This window comes from uncultured Pseudoteredinibacter sp. (genome assembly GCF_947502065.1).
Classification (GTDB): Bacteria; Pseudomonadota; Gammaproteobacteria; order Pseudomonadales; family Cellvibrionaceae; genus Pseudoteredinibacter.
This window is the reverse complement of sequence record NZ_CANMYE010000005.1, coordinates 137,955-154,941: the sequence shown is the minus strand read 5'-3', so window position 1 is coordinate 154,941 and position 16,987 is coordinate 137,955. Positions and strand designations below refer to the sequence as shown.

Genomic DNA, 16,987 nt, shown 5'->3' with positions numbered 1-16,987 from the left:
CTTAAATCATGACAATCCCTCTATTTTAGCTCAATTCATATGAGGCTTGTTAACCCTTAGGCATTTGCTGATCATTCTAACTGCTAGCTAGGTATACCGATGGGTTAATCCCCGTCCAACGGCGGAACGAGCGTTTAAAATTGTGTTTGTCATGATAATTTAGCTTTTGGGCAATTTGTTCAGTACTCAGCTGACCGGTATGCAAGTAGTAGACCGCCATATGACGTCGAACACTATCCAAGATAGCTTGGTAGCTACGCCCCTCCGCCTTCAAGTGGCGCTTAAAAGATGCAGGGCTTAGCTCTAAGCGCTCCGCTAGCTCCTCGAGGCCAGGTGCTTGGGATAGCTCGTCTTGCAAGCTCTGATAAACCCACAGCGATAAACTTCTACTCGACTTCTCAGCTAGGTTCTGTTTGCAAAGCTTGCATGCCAAATCAAAGCGGGCCCTTGACCCTCTGGGTAACTGTTCAGACAAGCTTGCTCTCGGGATAATAATGGCATTGATATGGCTGGCAAACTTTGGCCTCAGGCCATAGTGAACTAAAAACTGCTCTTGATACTTAGGCTCTTTAAAGGCATGCAAGCAGGACCAAGAAGAGGTATCGACACCCAACCAGCGAGAGAAGGAAAAAAAAGCACTGCTTATCGATTCCATCAAGAAATCATTAGCATAATCATCAATATCAACAGGCAGTAATTGCAAATAGAGGTTTTGATCATCATAAACGCTTTTAAACTCTATCAGGGGCTGGGATAAAAACCCAAATTTCTGCAAGAGTTCTATTAAATCAAGAAGCGTTGGTGAGGCAAGAATTGCGCTGGCAAATTGCGGGTGATTTCCCGGCAATAGATACTGACCTAGTAGAAAGCTACTGTCATCTGCTCCAAAGCTGCGCTTGGCATTTTTAAAAATGGTCAACAGCTGTTGTGCTGATAGCATTGTACTGGCATCTTCGATATCCCCAGAGAATAAGCTACTACCCTTTAATAATTTATCTGGGTGTACCCCACGACTATGGGCCAGCTCTAGCAAGCCTAACAAGCTTTCTTGTGCGAAAATACGCTTATCCGCCAATGCATAATATGGTTTAGGCATCAGGCAACCTTTAGCGAACGCCTTTCTTTAGCCTTTGCTAAGCCATAGTTTGCACGCTCCAAAAGCTTATCTACAACGTAAGATTCTTCGATTGAAGCATCTAGACCATCGGTTGCCACCGCGGTGCTAACAGTATGAAATTGTGCGCTATCATTATTGCGAGCTCTAAATGCAAAGTGGCGGCAAACATCCTCCAATTGCTGAGCAACAAGCACAGCCATTTCTTGGCAGGTTGCCGGCATTACAATAGCAAAGCGATCACCAGCATAGCGACACAAAAGGTCTCTTCGGCGTAAATTTAACAAGATCAACTCTGTCAATTCACTTAATAACCTGTCCCCTTCTGCGATTCCAAGCCTGCGATTAAAGTTTCTAAACTCATCGATATCCAACATCAAAATTGATGTCGGCAAGCCTTCTGCACGAGCTTTTTTAAGCTCAATCGACAATTGCGTACGTAGGTAATGAGCATCAGCCAGACCGGTAATCTTGTCCAAGCGTCGATGATCTCGGTTGCCTCTCTCGCGCTTGAGCAACTGCTCATTCAGTGCTTGTTGTTCACGGTACCAATGCAATAAACCAATGCTCATTAGCAACATGCCAATCGGCATGGGAATTGACTCTACGGCATGACTCCAAATAGTTGCATCAGGAAGGCGAATAAATTCATCCAGTAAATCTTGTCCACTGGCAATTAAAAAGCAACTGAACCCCCAGAACAACAAGCTCGTGACAGGACCATGAGGCCGGCTTGCCAACAGCACAATCAACCACACCATGCAAAGCCATACCGCCCCACCTTCACCAGCAATATCAAGCCAATCAACTTCCTGCCATTGTTTACTTTCACCCAGCGCAAGAGTAATTAATATCTGTGCGCTCAATAGCAGTAGAATTAACAAAAGCTTGTTTGTGTGTTTTTTTAGCTGTTGCAGCATGTCATTACCTTTTTCACTGATGACAATAAAACAGTTTCAGGTGACAGCTTTATGACAACAAGTAACCGTCCAATCTTTAGCTCTGCTCATTAGCTCATAGAAATTGAGATTTTTTGGATTTTCTTTTACGAAAAAGGCTATTTATACTGCTCTGGCGTTAGGAAAGATCGTGTTTTAAGTGATTGCCGTAGTCCTAAAAGCTCAAGCTGCTTACAAAATAAGCGTTTCGATGCCCATAATATTGAGAGTACAGCCTTTCGACGGCTTGACGTCACTAATCTGTCACATAGACTTTCTAAGGTTCGCCCCAATTCCTTCGGGACTTTATTTAAGGGGAGCCACCATGGCCACAGTAGTACGCAAAGTCTTTAAACACAGTCAGCTTGCTCTGGCGATTACAGCAACAATCGGCGCAAGCAATCTAAGTTTTGCTCAAGACAGCGAAAAGTTAGAAGAAATTATCGTTTTCGGTAATGCCGCAAGTTTGAATCGCGCGCTCGAAAAGCAGCGCATGGCCGATAATATCAAAAGTATTGTCAGTGCCGACTCTATTGGGAAATTACCCGATACTAATGTTTCTGAAGCTTTGCAGCGTGTGCCGGGTGTTTCCATTGAGCGTGACCAAGGTGAAGGCCGCTTCGTCAGTGTGCGGGGTCTTTCTGCTGACTTAAACTCTGTCAGTATCAACGGCATGAGCACCCCGTCACCAGAGTCTGATCGTCGCGCGGTAGCTTTAGATGTCATCCCTGCTGATCTCGTTGAAACTTTAGAGGTCACAAAATCCATAACCCCGGATATGGATCCTGATGCCATCGGCGGCTCTGTTGAAGTTAAAAGTGTTTCTGGTTTCGATCGCGATGGCCTGTTCTACTCTTTAAGCAGCGAAGGTAGCTACGATGACCTTAGCGGTGAAAGCAGCCCTAAACTTGCAGCCAGCATTAGCAATATTTTTAGCGTTGGTAAGGGTAGCGACAATCTTGCCATTGCGGGCGCTGTCAGTTGGTTTGACCGTGAGTTTGGTTCTAATAACAGTGAGACTGGTGGTAAGTGGGAAATTGAAGAGGGCGAAGCCAAACTAGAAGAGTTTGAGCAACGTAATTATGCAATTGAACGCGAGCGCTTAGGGGCCGCTTTTAATATCGATTATAAAATTAGTGAAAACCATCAAATATTTCTGCGAAATTTATTTAGTGAATATACCGATACCGAGCAGCGTCTAGCCAATATTATTGAATTCGAAGATCCTCTCGCGCCAGGAGAGCTGGGCAGCTTAAAAGAAGATGACTACATAGATGGCGAAGGCAATGAATTTGAAGACCGCCCTATCGCTGTGCGTGAGTTGAAACAACGCCTAGAAACCCAAAAGATATTTTCGACAGTATTCGGCGGAGAATACAAGGCCAATGACTGGACCATAGAATACAACCTGGGCTACAGTAAATCAGAAGAAGTAGAACCAGAACATATCTCCGAAGCTAAATTCGTGGCTAATATTGAAGGAGATATTGGCTTTGAAGACTCTCAGCAACCAAAGCTAATTGCACCCGATTCATTCTACAACCCAAACTTATATTTTTTAGAATCTGTTGAGCTCTCCAAAGCACAAGCTGAAGACGAAGCTAGCAGCTTTAAGCTTGATATATCTAAAGATATTAAGCTAGGCGCTTACCCAACAGAAATTAAATTCGGTGCCAAATTTAGCCAAAGAGAAAAACAGGTCGACGAAACCGTCAGTGAAATCGAGGAAATGCTCAATCCTTTAAGTGATTTTGCTAATAGTGATATCAATTACAAACTTCAGCGTTTTGGCCCAGGCATTGACTCTTCGGCAGTACTGGCCGCTGCACAAAATCAGGAGCGCGAACTCAATATTGAAGAGTCTAACGCAGGTGATTGGGTAGTTGAAGAAGATCTGCAAGCTGTCTATGCCATGGCCACCATGGATATTGAGGATCTACGCTTAGTCTTTGGTGCACGTTATCAAGAGGTTGACTTCAAAGCGAATGGCTTTGCCTATGATGACGACGCTGAGGACGATCAGCAAATCACAGCGCGTCAAGCTAGCCGCAGCGACTCTCATTTTCTACCCGCGCTGCATTTACGCTATATCGTTAATGACAATACTCAACTTCGTGCCGCATGGACCAACTCAGTGGTTCGCCCTACTTTCGAACAAGCTCGCCCCGGTTATATTTTGGAAGACGATGGTGAAAAAGGTGAGTTCGGAAACCCCCAACTTAAACCCTGGGAGAGCAGCAACTTAGATGTAGGTATTGAGCACTATATGGGTTTTGCCGGTGTTGTTTCAGCATTCGCATTTTATAAAGATATCGATACTTTTATTTATGACACCATTACAGATCAACTGAGTGGATTTGAAAACATCGAAGAAGCCGAAATCGCGCTGAATGGTAAAGACGCAAAGCTCTATGGTGTTGAATTCGCCTGGTCTAAACAACTCAGTGAGTTGCCAGAACCTTTTAATGGCCTACTACTTTCTGCCAACTTAACATTGGCAGAATCTGATGCCGAGATTGACACCATCGAAGGCTCTCGCACTATTCGACTACCACAGCAGTCAGATACTACCGGAAACTTTACCGTCGGTTACGATAGTGACAAATTAAGTTTACGCCTAGCTGCAAACTACAAGTCTGATTACCTTGATGAAATTAATGCCGAAAGCCCCGTTAACGATATCATTGTCGACGACCACTTTCAGCTTGATTTTAGCGCACGCTACTTCATCAAAGACAATATCCAAGTGTTTTTTGAAGCCATTAATATCAATGATGAGCCGTTTTACGCTTACGTAAGCCAGCCTCGTTGGAATGCACAATACGAAGATTACGGTCCGACCTTTAAACTAGGCGCCACAATTACTAATTTTTAATTAGTCCAGTTTTTAGTAGTGTTGCCCAGCCCCCCTATAGCTGGGTGGCACTGCTAACTTTAAGTAGAATACTATGCATAAATTGATGATGTACAAAAACAGCTTTAACAAAACCCTCGCCTCCACCATAGCTTTGTTTGGATTGATCGCTTGTGCCGAACATTCTGAGCCACGAAAATCCAATATTAAGCAGGAAAACACTGAGGTAGCGGCCAGCTATACCGTAGAATCCGCCCAACAAATTATTCCTCTTGATAATTACACGATCGCTATTAGTGAATCTTTTGGTTTGCGTTTATTGGATAAGTCTGGAAGCACACTTCAAGAAATACAAGGGAAGTTTGAATTGGCTGACTTTCGCAAGCCAGGTGGGTTTCTTCGCTTGCTAATAGTCGACAAAAATAAGAATACTCCTATTCTATTTACCCAAGTCGACGAAGAAATTCGTGAGCTCAACCGCTTTGCTAGCCCTGGATTTAATATTGATGGTTTGTGCTTAAATGAGTTTGAGCAACAGCTTTTTGCTTTTTATTTGGATGGCGAGGGCCGGGCGCAGCAGTGGTTAATTAACGATCGCGGCCCATCTCAACAGGTCCGCAAGTTTACGACAGCGCCTGGAAGCTATTGTGCAGTCGATGATAGCGAACAAGTTCTTTATGTAAGTGAAGAATCTACCGGCGTGTGGGCCTATGAAGCTGAGCCCGAAGCTGAAAGTGGCCGTGAGCTCATCGCTTTGACCAGTGCTTGGGATGGCATTCTTGGAACAGATATTAGCGCTATCAGTGCAATCGATGGTGGCTTTGCTGCTCTTTCTACAATTGAGGGCAGCGTTACTTTAGTGATTGATGGTGAGTTTAAAGCTCGCTACCAACTTGCTGGTGCCGCCGAGGCTGAACAGCTAGCTCTCGCTCAAGACGAAGAGCAGCTTAAGCTTGCAAGTGTAGATGAGCAGGGCCAAGTCTATTTATGGCACGACAATATCGAATTAAAAAACCACAGTGCCGCGAACATGCCACAGCTTAAAGCAGACGGCGAAACTCAGGCGATGCCCCGTTATGGAGATGTCGCTGATGATCCAGCCATTTGGGTAAACCAAAGCTCACCCACTGACTCGCTAATCTTAGGTACCAATAAAACTGCCGGCTTGCATAGCTATAGCTTAGACGGGAAGGAACAACAGTTCTTACGTACTGGCCGCTTGAATAATGTCGATATCGTCTATCAGGTACCATTGAATGACGGTAAATCTGATATCGCTGCTGCAAGCCTACGCGATAATAATAGCATTGCTATGTTTCAGATTTCCTCAGATGGAGTTGTGCGTGAGGCCGGCCAGATTGCCACATCCATGCATGAAATTTATGGACTTTGCATGTTCCAAACAGATGGTAAAGCTTACGTTTTGGCCAATGATAAAAGCGGCCTTTACCAGCAATACTTAATCGGCGGCTCAAGCCGCAATATGACAGGGCAACTGAGCCGTGAATTTAGCCTTCCAGGCCAGCCTGAAGGTTGCGCCGTTGATGAGAAGCAGCAGCGCCTCTTTATGGGTGAAGAAGACGTGGGCATTTGGGTAATTGATAGCAAGCCCGAAAGTCAAAGCCAAGCTGAGCTTATCCATAAAGTGGGTGGCCCACTGAAAGATGACGTTGAAGGAATGGCTATCTATCAAGGCAAAGATAGAGACTACTTAGTGGTTTCTAGCCAGGGTAATAATAGCTATGCCGTTTACGATACGCTTGCGCCTTTCGAGTATCGTGGATCATTTAAAATTTCCATGGATCCATTAGCTGGGTTAGATGGAGCATCAGAAACTGATGGCCTCCATGTCACGAGCGCCAACTTAGGGGGTAAGTTCAGCGAAGGCCTACTGGTCGTACAGGATGGGCATAATGTACTACCGAGCGAGCCACAAAACTTCAAATTACTCTCTTGGTCTGCAATTCGTGAAGCCCTAAAGCTGCAATAGCACAGCAGCTCCACACTTAGTACCACCTCCGCCATTTTGTTAACTTGAGGTTAACAAAATGGCCACTTTCCTCGCTTGTTCCCTTCTCTGAAAACTTGTAGCGTAAGCTATTCGCCCTGGGGAGCTATTATGAAAAAGACCATCCTTAATTGCCTTATCGCCGCTAGTAGTTGCAGCGTGATTCCATTCCAACACAGCGCGGCAGCCGATCAGACACTGAGTTGGCCACCAAGCCAAGAAAAAAGCTCTAGCTATATTTTACGCTACGATAGTGTCCACCACCCTGTTATTGGCAAGCGAGGTATGGTTGTTAGCCAAAATATTACTGCCAGTGAAGTCGGGCGGGATATTTTAGCGAAAGGCGGCAATGCTGTTGATGCTGCTGTTGCCGTAGGCTTTGCGCTTGCCGTTACTCTCCCAAGAGCCGGCAACCTAGGCGGCGGTGGCTTTATGCTAATGCACTCCGCAAAAAGCGGAGACACCCAGGCTATCGACTATCGCGGTGAAGCCCCCTCCTCAGTCACATCTGACGACTTTATCAAAGATGGCAAAGTAAACCGCAGTAAAACCAAACTCGGTCATACTGCCTCTACGGTGCCTGGCACCGTTGCAGGCTTGTTCGCTGCCCACCAGGCTCAAGGTAAATTACCTTGGGCAGATCTACTTAAGCCTGCTGTTAAGCTGGCTCGCGAAGGTATAACGGTAAGCCATGATCTCGCTTGGGCCCTCAAAGCAAAATCCTCAGTGCTCATCCAAAACGCCGAAAGCTGCCGAATTTTTTTCAAAAACTGTAGCGGCTATATGGAAGCAGGTGAAAGGTTTGTTCAGGAAGATCTAGCAAAATCTTTAGAAAAAATTGCCAAGCATGGCGCCGATGCCTTCTACCAAGGAGACATTGCTGACAGTCTTGTTAAAGATATGCAAGCCAACGGAGGTTATTTTCAAACGCAAGATCTAGAAAGCTATCAGGCTCGCTTAGTCAAACCATTACAGACTTCTTATCGCGATCATCAAGTACTTACCATGCCTCCACCAGCAGGTGGCCTGCCTTTACTGCAGATTCTAAATATTCTTGAAAATTTTGATATCCGTAAAATGGGTGCCGGCTCAGCAGAAAACCTCCATATTTTATCGGAGGCCATGAAGCGCTCTTATGCTGATCGATTTAAGTATTTAGGTGATCCGCGCTTCAGTGATATTCCGGTTGAGCAGCTACTGGACAAATCTCTGGCCAAGCAACATAGCGAGAGCATAAATCTGAACAAAGCTAGCGACGCACGCAAAGTAAAAGCTAGTGTGTTACAAGGGCCTGCTCCCGGCCCAGATACCACTCACTACTCAATCGCTGACAGTGAAGGCAATGTGGTTTCTAATACTTACACCCTCAGCGCTTCCTTTGGCTCGGGTGTCACCATTAAAGGCACCGGTATTCTGATGAATAATCAGATTAATAATTTTGTTATCCGCCCCAGCCATGTTTACAAAAACCAGCAGCGTGAGCCCAATGCCATCGCTGGTGGTAAGCGCACCAAGAGCACCCAATCACCCACCTTGCTCTTTAAAGACGGTAAAGCCGTGCTTGCCACTGGTACACCTGGTGGACGACGTATTATCACGACTGTTGCCCAGTTAATTTCCAATGTGGTGGATCACCAAATGAACATTGCCGAGGCGACGGCCTACCCTCGAATTCACCAGGGCTGGGGGAAACGTGACTATAAGCTGGAATATGAACCAGGCTTTAGTCCAGATACCTTGGCCTTGTTGAAAGCCAAAGGGCATAGCCTAAAAGCTGGCGCCACTATGGGTAGCACCCAATCGATTGCCATCACAGGAAATCAATTGCTTGGTGCCGCTGATAGCCGTCGTCCTGGGGCCAAGGCGATCGGACTGTAACAATTCATTTACATCCTGTTACAACTTAGCACATAGCTGCAGCAGTTGGTTTACTCCTAGGCGCTACTATGAGGGTGCTGAATAGTGCCTATGGCAACAGCGTGAGAGTGTCATCCAATAATGCTGAACAATAATAAAGCCCGCGATAAGTGGAGCTAACTATACCGGAGAGTCCATATGTTTAAACCGCATCCTTTAAGTATTGCGATTATCGCAAGCTTAAGTGCAGGGACTGCAATAGCCCAAGAAAATGCAGCCCTAGAAGAAGTTATTGTTACGGGAACCCATATTAAAGGCGTTGATATAGCCGGCGCCCTGCCTGTTAGCCAGCTTAGTAAAGAAGACCTGGATTTAGCTGGCGCTTTAAGTACCGAAGAGCTTATTGGTGAACTACCCCAAGCCGGGCAGGTAGAGTTTAATAGCTCTAGCGAAGGCACCTCCTCTAACAATGTTCGTGGCGATGTAGCCTCCATCAACCTTCGCGGCTTAGGAGCAGACAGCACCCTGGTGCTCGTAAATGGTCGCCGCATGGTGCTCAACCCATCTTCTTCTACTCGTGACGGCGTACCGATTCAATTCGTTAACAGCGCCATGATCCCAGCATCTGGGCTGGATCGCGTTGAAGTGTTACGCGATGGTGCCGCCGCTATTTATGGAACCGATGCAGTAGCCGGTGTTGTTAACTATGTACTCGATACAGACTATGAGGGTTTTGAAATCAAAACTCGTTATGGCTCTGGACATTCCGATAGCTTAGGCGAGACTTCTATTCAGTTTCGCGGTGGCTTCGAATTCAACGAAGGCGCTTCCAACCTAACCTTCTTCGCCAGCGACTTTAATCGTTCTGGGGTAACCGCCCAAGAAATTGATTACACCCAAAACAGTGATTACCGCGATACAGACCGCACCCCGGCCTTGTTCGTTGGTGATAGCTCATTGAGAAACCTGTCTACTTTTACTCCATGGGGTCAATTTAATCTAGGTACCGTTAACAGTGACGGTAGCTTTTCACCGGTTGGGGTTTCTGGTGTTGCTCGCAGCAGTGATGGACGCTTTCACCTTCAGCCAGATACTGCCTCTGGTGGGGTGGAGTACAAAGACGGCTTAGCAATCGACGACGGTACGCTGAATAGCGATCTGCGTTACAACATTAATGATCTCCGTATGATCATTCCTAATCTAGAACGTCGCCAGTTCTTTACGACCTTTACCCATGAGTTTGATAGTGGGATAGAACTATTTTCAGAAGCTTCGTACTACGAATCTGAGTACGATACCTTTTTCGGGCCTAACGTTATTTCTGACGTTAACAAGATGTACATTCCAAAAACGGCCTATTACAACCCATTTGGAGCTGTTGGTAACCCGAACCGCCTGGCAGGTTTAAGTACAGATGATGTGCCTGAAGAAGGACTAGATGTAAAAATTGATCGCTTACGTTTGTACGATACAGGTCCACGTAAAATCGCCACTGAAAGTGATTCACATCGCTTCCTTGTAGGCTTCCGCGGTACTTGGGATGACTGGGATTGGGAATCAGCCGCTTATACTTCAGCTGCCAAAGCCGAAGATAGCCAGCTAAGTGTTAGTCGCAGTAAATTCTACGAAGCGGTTTCACGCTCAACACCCGATGCTTATAACCCATTTACCGGTGGTAACTTTGCCGACCCAGCCAATGGCGACCCAAGCAGCGGTGGCGACGCTTCTGAGTTCACCGTTAATGTAGAGCGCAAAAACAAAACCGAAATCAGCGGTATAGATTTTAAGGCCTCCACCCCTAACTTAGTGAGCTGGGCTGGCGGTGATATTGGCGCCGCTTTTGGTGTAGAACAGCGCCGCGAAACCTACCGTGATGATCGTGACCCACTACTTGATGGCACAGTAACCTTTACTCACCCTCTTAGCGGTGAGTTCTTTAGCAGTGATGTTATGGGTGTTAGTGCTACCCCAGACACCTATGGTGCTCGTGAAGTCTATTCCGCTTATGCAGAATTCCTAGTGCCTATGGTTAATGAGGGTATGGATATCCCCTTAGTTAAAAGCTTAGATGCACAAATCGCAGTACGCGCCGAAAGCTACTCGGATGTTGACGAAGATATTGTCAAACCAAAGTTTGCTCTAGCTTGGCGCCCTGCTGATTGGTTGCAAGTTCGCAGTGCTTTTTCTAAAGGCTTCCGTGCTCCTAACCTAGAAACGCTGAACCTAACCGTGCAGGAACGTTTCAATAATAACCAGAGCGACTTTTTGCGTTGCGCTGCCGGTCAAGCTGCAGGTACGCCAGAGTCAGATGTTGATGCCTGTCAGCAATCAATTAATACTCGCCGCCTAGGTAACAAAGATCTACAAAGTGAAGAGTCTGAGAACTTAACCTTTGGCTTTGTTGTAGAACCTCTTGAAGGCCTGGTTTTTACTGCTGATTGGTGGCGTATTGAGCAAGAAGGTGTGGTTGGTTTATTCGGCCGCGATAACCACCTAATTCTTGATCAAATCATGCGCCTAAACGGCAGCAGTAACCCTAACGTAATACGTGCAGCCGCTACCGCTCAAGATCAAGCTGAAATCGATGCTTACAATGCAGCAAATGGCACCAGTTTAGCAGCCGTTGGCCAGCTTTTGCATGTCAATGATACCTTCTTAAATCTACAGCCTCGCACAATTGAAGGGGCCGATTTTAGTGTTGCCTATGACACCGATGAATTCAGTATCGGCAGCTTTACACTGAAGTTTGATGGTGCCTATATCGCAAAATGGGATCAAGAGGCCTCCCCACAGGTTGAAGAGATTCAAGCTGCTGTGGATTCCAATCCATTACTTACAGGCTCTGTATCATCTTTCAGTAGCGGTTCACGCATTCAAGATGAAGCCACACCACGCTGGCGTGCAAAAGCCAGTGTCACCTGGAGAAAAGACAACTGGCGCGCGGGTCTGAGTGCTCGTTATGTGGGTAAAGTTTACGACCCAGACGTTAAGCAAGATGACGACCCTAGTATTATTCTAAAGATTCCTTCTTGGACCACTGTAAATACTTATGTGAATTACAAGTTTGAAGAAGGCGTATTAGATAACACCAACATCCGTTTGGGTGCCAACAACCTATTTGATGAAGAACCGCCATTGTTTGATTCTTCTCGCGGTTATAGTCCGGCGCTTCATTCAGCCAGAGGTCGTTACGTTTATCTTGATGTAAGCAAGAAATTTTAGGGGCCCGATGGCCCCACCCCTCACTCTCGTATAGCAAATGAGGCGGCTACCCGCATGCTTGATCTCAACTGTCAGTGCAGTTTATACGAGTTTTTGCCCGTCTCTGCTACGGGCTTTTTTTCCTTTTTCTACTGATTGATTATGAAAATATCGATTAAAAAAGTTTGTTTACTAGCCTGCAGCAGCATTGCACTGTTCCATAGTCAGTTACCTAGCGCACAAGCTCAAAGTGCACACGGCTCAGAAGCGATTATTGACCTAGCAGGACAATTTCATCCCGTTATTGGACGTAAGGGTATGGTTTCCAGCCAAGAAGCCTTGGCCAGCCAAGTGGGTGTGGATATCCTTAGACAGGGCGGCAACGCCGTCGATGCAGCGGTTGCCGTCGGCTTTGCATTAGCGGTTACCTTGCCAAAAGCAGGCAATATAGGTGGCGGTGGCTTTATGCTAGTGCACAATTCAAAATCAACTGAAACCCATGCAATCGATTATCGAGAAACGGCTCCAGCAGCCGCTCACCGCGATATATTCTTAAACAGTGACGGCAGTGTTAATAAACAAAGAGCTCGCAATAGTTTTCAAAGCGCTGGCGTTCCGGGTACCGTTGCGGGCCTACTTCTGGCTTTAGAACAACACGGTACCATGAGCCCCAAGCAAGTCATTGCTCCTGCGATTAAACTCGCTCAAGAAGGTTTTGTAGTATCAGAAGAGCTCGCACTTGAGCTACAGCAACGTCATTCGCAACTCAGCCGCTCTAAGGCCGGACAGAAGATTTTCTATAAGCCCAATGGTCGCTTTTATAAAGCGGGTGAAAAGCTAATCCAAAAAGATCTGGCCAATACCTTAAAAAAAATCGCTGAAACTAATGGACAGTCCTTTTACCAAGGCGAAACCGCCAAACTGATTGTTCAAGATTCCAAAAAACAAGGCGGCCTGATTCGGCTAGAGGATCTGAAAAACTATCAGCCGGCACTAAGAAAAACGGCCAAGGGTAAATACCGAGGCTACGATGTAGTTACCATGCCCCCACCTAGCGCCAGCGGCATTCACATTATTCAAATGCTCAATATATTGGAAAACAGTCAGCTCCATGATATTCCCCACAACAGTGCAGCACATCTACATTTACTCAGCAGCGCCATGCAGTTTGCCTTTGCCGATCGTAGTGAGCACTTAGGTGACCCTGACTTTTATGATGTCCCTATTCAAACTATTACCAGCAAACGATACGCTAAAAAATTAGCCGATAGCATTGTACCAATGCGCGCAAAGTCGGCCGCGGAAGTTAAGCCTCTGAACCTTAATCAATGGAAGGAGAGCCCCGATACCACCCATTACTCGGTTATCGATAAGTACGGTAATGCAGTGTCCAATACCTACACACTTAATTTCAGTTACGGCTCGGGTATTGTCGTTGAAGGTGCCGGTTTTATTCTGAACAATGAGATGGATGACTTTTCTGCCAAGCCCGGTGTACCGAACGCCTTTGGCTTGATTGGCCGTGAAGCCAATGCAATTAAGGCTGGCAAACGCCCCTTGAGTTCGATGGCACCGACCATTATCTTCAAAAATGATAAGCCGTTTATGATTACGGGTAGCCCCGGGGGCAGCAAAATTGCCAATGCCGTTTTACAAACCATAAGTAATGTTATCGATTATGATATGAATATTGCGCAAGCTTCCTCGGTACCACGTATTCATCATCAATGGCTACCTGATATCCTAAACCTCGAATCTGGAATCAGCGCCGACACCATCTCAATACTGAGTAATATGGGCTACACAACAAAACCTAGTAAAGGCATAGGTAGCACACAATCGATAGTGATTAAAAGTGGTATTGTTTACGGAGCATCTGATCCTAGAAGACCTGGCGCGGCTACGATTGCAGAATAAGCCAGACTTTGAAAACCATCACTGATCAATAGTCAGGGCCCACATAGCTATGTGGGCTTTTAAGGTTTTTTAAGAACTGAGTATCAGAATTGTTCTAGAAAGCGATCCTTATCCTGCGCATTCATTCGCTCCCCCATTATCTTTCCTAGCAAGCCACTCTCTTCAATAAGGTCGTAGGCAGCTCTTAGCTTAGCGACAGTTTCTTCAGGAGTGTCTAAGCTGGCCGCAATAAAAAGCCCTTTAGAAATACCTTCTAACTTAAGTGCCGGTACGAATTTTTCGCAATCAGTCTTTTCTTGCTCGCAAAGTGTTAATAAGCCCGCCGAGCTAGACGCAAACAACTCAACCCGCTTGCGGAGTAACTTATGGAAGTTTTGTCGATTGGAATTTACGGGCTCTAGATTTGCTATACCTTGGGATTTCAAATAAACATGGTGTGCGTGAAAGTTAACCACACCGACTTTGTATTGATTTACATCAGCAAGGCTATCCACCGTAATATCTCGACGTTCAAGTAATCGAAATAGATAATAGTGAACTGGGGTTATTTGGCCTATCCAATGAAACTTATTTTCCCTTTCTGTGGTTCGAGCCAGTGGGTAAATGATGACATTAGATTCCGTTTCAGCTCTGCGGTAGGCTCTTTTCCATGGTGAGAAATATAGCTGATACTCAAAGCCCGATTGCGCTATGAGCTCTTGAACCAATTCCGTCGCTTGCCCATCGGCTAAGTTATCATTGCTACGGAAAGTAATTGGAGTTCTTTCAGTTACTACATCTAGAGTCACTTGAGCTTGGCTGTTTGCTGCATTGAAACCGCCCCATAAGGCCACTAGAAATACAGATAAACTCAGTGTTCTAAGCTTCATAATTACATCTTATTCGGCTGATATTGATTGATAGCCCCTTGGGTTATTCTCATGGTTTTTATCCACAGGGCATATGTAGCGGGGCTCAATATACCATCATCGTCATCAAAATCGTCAAATAAATCCAACATAGCCTGAAGGCCAAAGTTTCCCGCTAGGCCTCTTAGTTTATGTAATTGCTCATTACTCAAGGGTTTTCCTACTAAAACCCCCTCCTCTGCCGAGATATTTTTTCGAAGCTCCTGCAAGGCTTTTTCATACAGTTGTGCCGCTGGTTCAATACCTAAATTATTGAAATGTTCATGAATGACAGATTTGTTCAAAGCAATATTTTGTTTAGCGAAATCTTGATTAATACTGTTCAAAAGCTCGCCGTAGTCCACGGGCTTTTCAATTACGCCATCCATGCCAGCGGCATAACACTTTGTTTTTGTCTCAGGGTCGATATGTGCAGTCACGCCATAAATTGTGCCGCAATAATCAGCCTGTCTTAGCTTTTCAGTTGCACTAATGCCATCAAGCTCTGGCATATTGACATCCATAAGCACTAACTGGGGCTGCTCGGCTTCGCAAAGGGATATCGCTTCTAGGCCATTTTCGGCCACATAGACCTTATGCTTATTTTGTTCAAAATATATTTTGGCCAACTTTAAATTCATTTCTACATCGTCAGCCACCAAAACTCGCAGTGGACTCATACTTGCAGTGCCGCCCTCATGGCTCAGGGCTGGCATTTTCTGTGCTACCTTGGCACTAACTTCAAACCAAAATTCAGCGCCTTCGCCTTCTTGACTGCTAAAATTCAGCTCTCCATCCATTTTGTCTACAATGGCCTTACATATCGCTAGCCCCATACCCGCACCGCCATAAAGTGCATGAATGCTTTTATCAGCTTGTTGGTAGGGGGAGAATATTTTTTCTTTAGCCTGTTCAGCTATGCCCACCCCTGTGTCACTCACCAAAAACCTTAGTAGGCTACAACCATCTTTCTTTTCTAAGCAGCTAACCTCTAAATGTATTTCACCGTCGCGGGTAAACTTAATAGCGTTATTGATTAGGTTTAAAATTACTTGGCGCAACCTCTCGGAATCTAACTCATAGTAACGATCGACATTATTCGCAATATGATAGCTAAGCTGATTCTGGTTTTTTTTAGCAGAAGAGCCCATTAAGAAGATAATTGAGCTAATCAGCCTTTCTAGATCAAATACCTTATCCACTAGCTCTAACTCACCCTGCTCATTGCGGGTGTATTCCAAAGCATTGTTCATTAAACCCAATAATGATTCGCAAGCGTCATTGATTGAATCGACATACTGGGCTTGTGCATTGGGTAAACCACTATCTGAAAGAAGCCTTAGCAAACCCAAAATGCCATTCATTGGGGTTCGAATCTCATGACTCATAACAGCCAAAAAGTCTGATTTAGCCTTACTGGCCGCTAGGGCTGATTGCTGTTCTTTTTTAAGTTCGTGGGTTCGCTCAAGCACTTGCGCTTCAAGGTTTTTGTTCGCGGTTAGAATTTGCTCATGCTGGGTTTCAATGGTTTTTAATTGTTGATTAAAAGCATTGAGCAACATGCCAATTTCATCATCTCGGTGCGCATTAGGAATATCGATATTTTTCAGCTTTTCCGGTTTGCTCACTTGTTGGCTAGCTAAGAGTACAGATTTTGTAACACCAAAATAAAACACCAGCATTATGCAGGCCGCGAGGATGATGTTGCGAATAATGCCGAATAGAAAGGTCAACAATGAACGCTGTATAAAAGCTTGAGATTCATTTGCGGGATCTACCTGGATATATAGAACACCGACTTCCTCTGTACCAGTATGCAACAAGGAAACCTGTATATCTTCTAGGTCTCCAAACAGCCAGCGCCCAACCCCCGAGACTTTTTCAGGAGCTTTACTAGCATGTGCTAAGGTGTTTTTATAGTTGTCTTTGATGCTTGCCTTTACGATAAACCGATTATTCAAAAGACCCGCGACGATTTCGCCCGCGGTGGCATCATCTAGGTTATAAGCTGCGAATTGTGCCGATTTAATTGCGGTGCTAAGAATACGCTCAACATCATTATCGTGATTGTTCTTTTGTTGAAAGTAATCGGCCATCAACTGGCCACCGGTCAGCAATAGACCAATTATAAAGGCCACCAAAACAATATTTCTGGTTTGCTTATACGCCAATCGTTGGCGCAGTGGAGGTTGGCCCTTACTGAATGGCACA

General features: G+C 45.5%; 9 protein-coding genes. 5 read left to right on the top strand and 4 right to left on the bottom strand.

Annotation, left to right across the window (positions count from 1 at the left end; all coding sequences use genetic code 11):
* Positions 1–76 precede the first annotated feature (76 nt).
* Together Q1A41_RS14040 and Q1A41_RS14035 are read right to left on the bottom strand one after the other, a co-directional pair.
* Positions 77–1,096 (bottom strand): helix-turn-helix domain-containing protein, encoded by a 1,020-nt coding sequence (locus Q1A41_RS14040; protein WP_299980262.1) that lies wholly within the window; start codon positions 1,094–1,096, stop codon positions 77–79.
* The gene (locus Q1A41_RS14035) at positions 1,096–2,034 is read right to left on the bottom strand and encodes a diguanylate cyclase (RefSeq protein WP_299980259.1); all 939 of its coding nucleotides are present in this window, start codon (positions 2,032–2,034) and stop codon (positions 1,096–1,098) included. Before Q1A41_RS14035 ends, Q1A41_RS14040 begins: the two co-directional genes overlap by 1 nt.
* A gap of 343 nt (positions 2,035–2,377) precedes the next feature.
* On the opposite strand from Q1A41_RS14035, the gene Q1A41_RS14030 reads away from it, so the two are divergent.
* The 5 genes from Q1A41_RS14030 (at position 2,378) to ggt (Q1A41_RS14010) (ending at position 13,889) form a co-directional block, all read left to right on the top strand.
* The gene (locus Q1A41_RS14030) at positions 2,378–4,927 is read left to right on the top strand and encodes a TonB-dependent receptor (RefSeq protein ID WP_299980255.1); all 2,550 of its coding nucleotides are present in this window, start codon (positions 2,378–2,380) and stop codon (positions 4,925–4,927) included.
* A 73-nt stretch (positions 4,928–5,000) separates the two neighbouring features.
* Entirely contained in the window at positions 5,001–6,896 is a 1,896-nt protein-coding gene (locus Q1A41_RS14025; protein ID WP_299980252.1) for a phytase, read from the top strand.
* A 129-nt stretch (positions 6,897–7,025) separates the two neighbouring features.
* Positions 7,026–8,792: a gamma-glutamyltransferase gene (gene ggt / locus Q1A41_RS14020; protein ID WP_299980250.1), complete on the top strand. Its 1,767-nt coding sequence runs from the start codon at positions 7,026–7,028 to the stop codon at positions 8,790–8,792.
* Positions 8,793–8,969: 177 nt separating this feature from the next.
* The gene (locus Q1A41_RS14015; RefSeq protein ID WP_299980247.1) at positions 8,970–11,993 is read left to right on the top strand and encodes a TonB-dependent receptor; all 3,024 of its coding nucleotides are present in this window, start codon (positions 8,970–8,972) and stop codon (positions 11,991–11,993) included.
* Positions 11,994–12,134: 141 nt separating this feature from the next.
* Positions 12,135–13,889, top strand: a complete 1,755-nt coding sequence (gene ggt, locus Q1A41_RS14010; protein ID WP_299980244.1) for a gamma-glutamyltransferase — start codon at positions 12,135–12,137, stop codon at positions 13,887–13,889.
* An 83-nt stretch (positions 13,890–13,972) separates the two neighbouring features.
* On the opposite strand, the gene Q1A41_RS14005 is transcribed toward ggt (Q1A41_RS14010), so the two are convergent.
* Both Q1A41_RS14005 and Q1A41_RS14000 read right to left on the bottom strand, forming a co-directional pair.
* The gene (locus Q1A41_RS14005) at positions 13,973–14,758 is read right to left on the bottom strand and encodes a transporter substrate-binding domain-containing protein (protein WP_299980241.1); all 786 of its coding nucleotides are present in this window, start codon (positions 14,756–14,758) and stop codon (positions 13,973–13,975) included.
* Between the two features lie 2 nt (positions 14,759–14,760).
* Positions 14,761–16,986, bottom strand: coding sequence for an ATP-binding protein (locus Q1A41_RS14000; protein WP_299980238.1), 2,226 nt, complete (start codon positions 16,984–16,986; stop codon positions 14,761–14,763).
* Position 16,987: the final 1 nt, after the last annotated feature.

What these genes read in the sequence shown, in the direction of transcription:
- Q1A41_RS14030 (WP_299980255.1), top strand. Translation starts at nt 2,378, where the DNA reads ATGGCCACAGTAGTACGCAAAGTCTTTAAACACAGTCAGCTTGCTCTG.
- ggt (WP_299980244.1), top strand. Translation starts at nt 12,135, where the DNA reads ATGAAAATATCGATTAAAAAAGTTTGTTTACTAGCCTGCAGCAGCATT.
- Q1A41_RS14035 (WP_299980259.1), bottom strand. Translation starts at nt 2,034, where the DNA reads ATGCTGCAACAGCTAAAAAAACACACAAACAAGCTTTTGTTAATTCTA.
- ggt (WP_299980250.1), top strand. Translation starts at nt 7,026, where the DNA reads ATGAAAAAGACCATCCTTAATTGCCTTATCGCCGCTAGTAGTTGCAGC.
- Q1A41_RS14025 (WP_299980252.1), top strand. Translation starts at nt 5,001, where the DNA reads ATGCATAAATTGATGATGTACAAAAACAGCTTTAACAAAACCCTCGCC.
- Q1A41_RS14005 (WP_299980241.1), bottom strand. Translation starts at nt 14,758, where the DNA reads ATGAAGCTTAGAACACTGAGTTTATCTGTATTTCTAGTGGCCTTATGG.
- Q1A41_RS14040 (WP_299980262.1), bottom strand. Translation starts at nt 1,096, where the DNA reads ATGCCTAAACCATATTATGCATTGGCGGATAAGCGTATTTTCGCACAA.
- Q1A41_RS14015 (WP_299980247.1), top strand. Translation starts at nt 8,970, where the DNA reads ATGTTTAAACCGCATCCTTTAAGTATTGCGATTATCGCAAGCTTAAGT.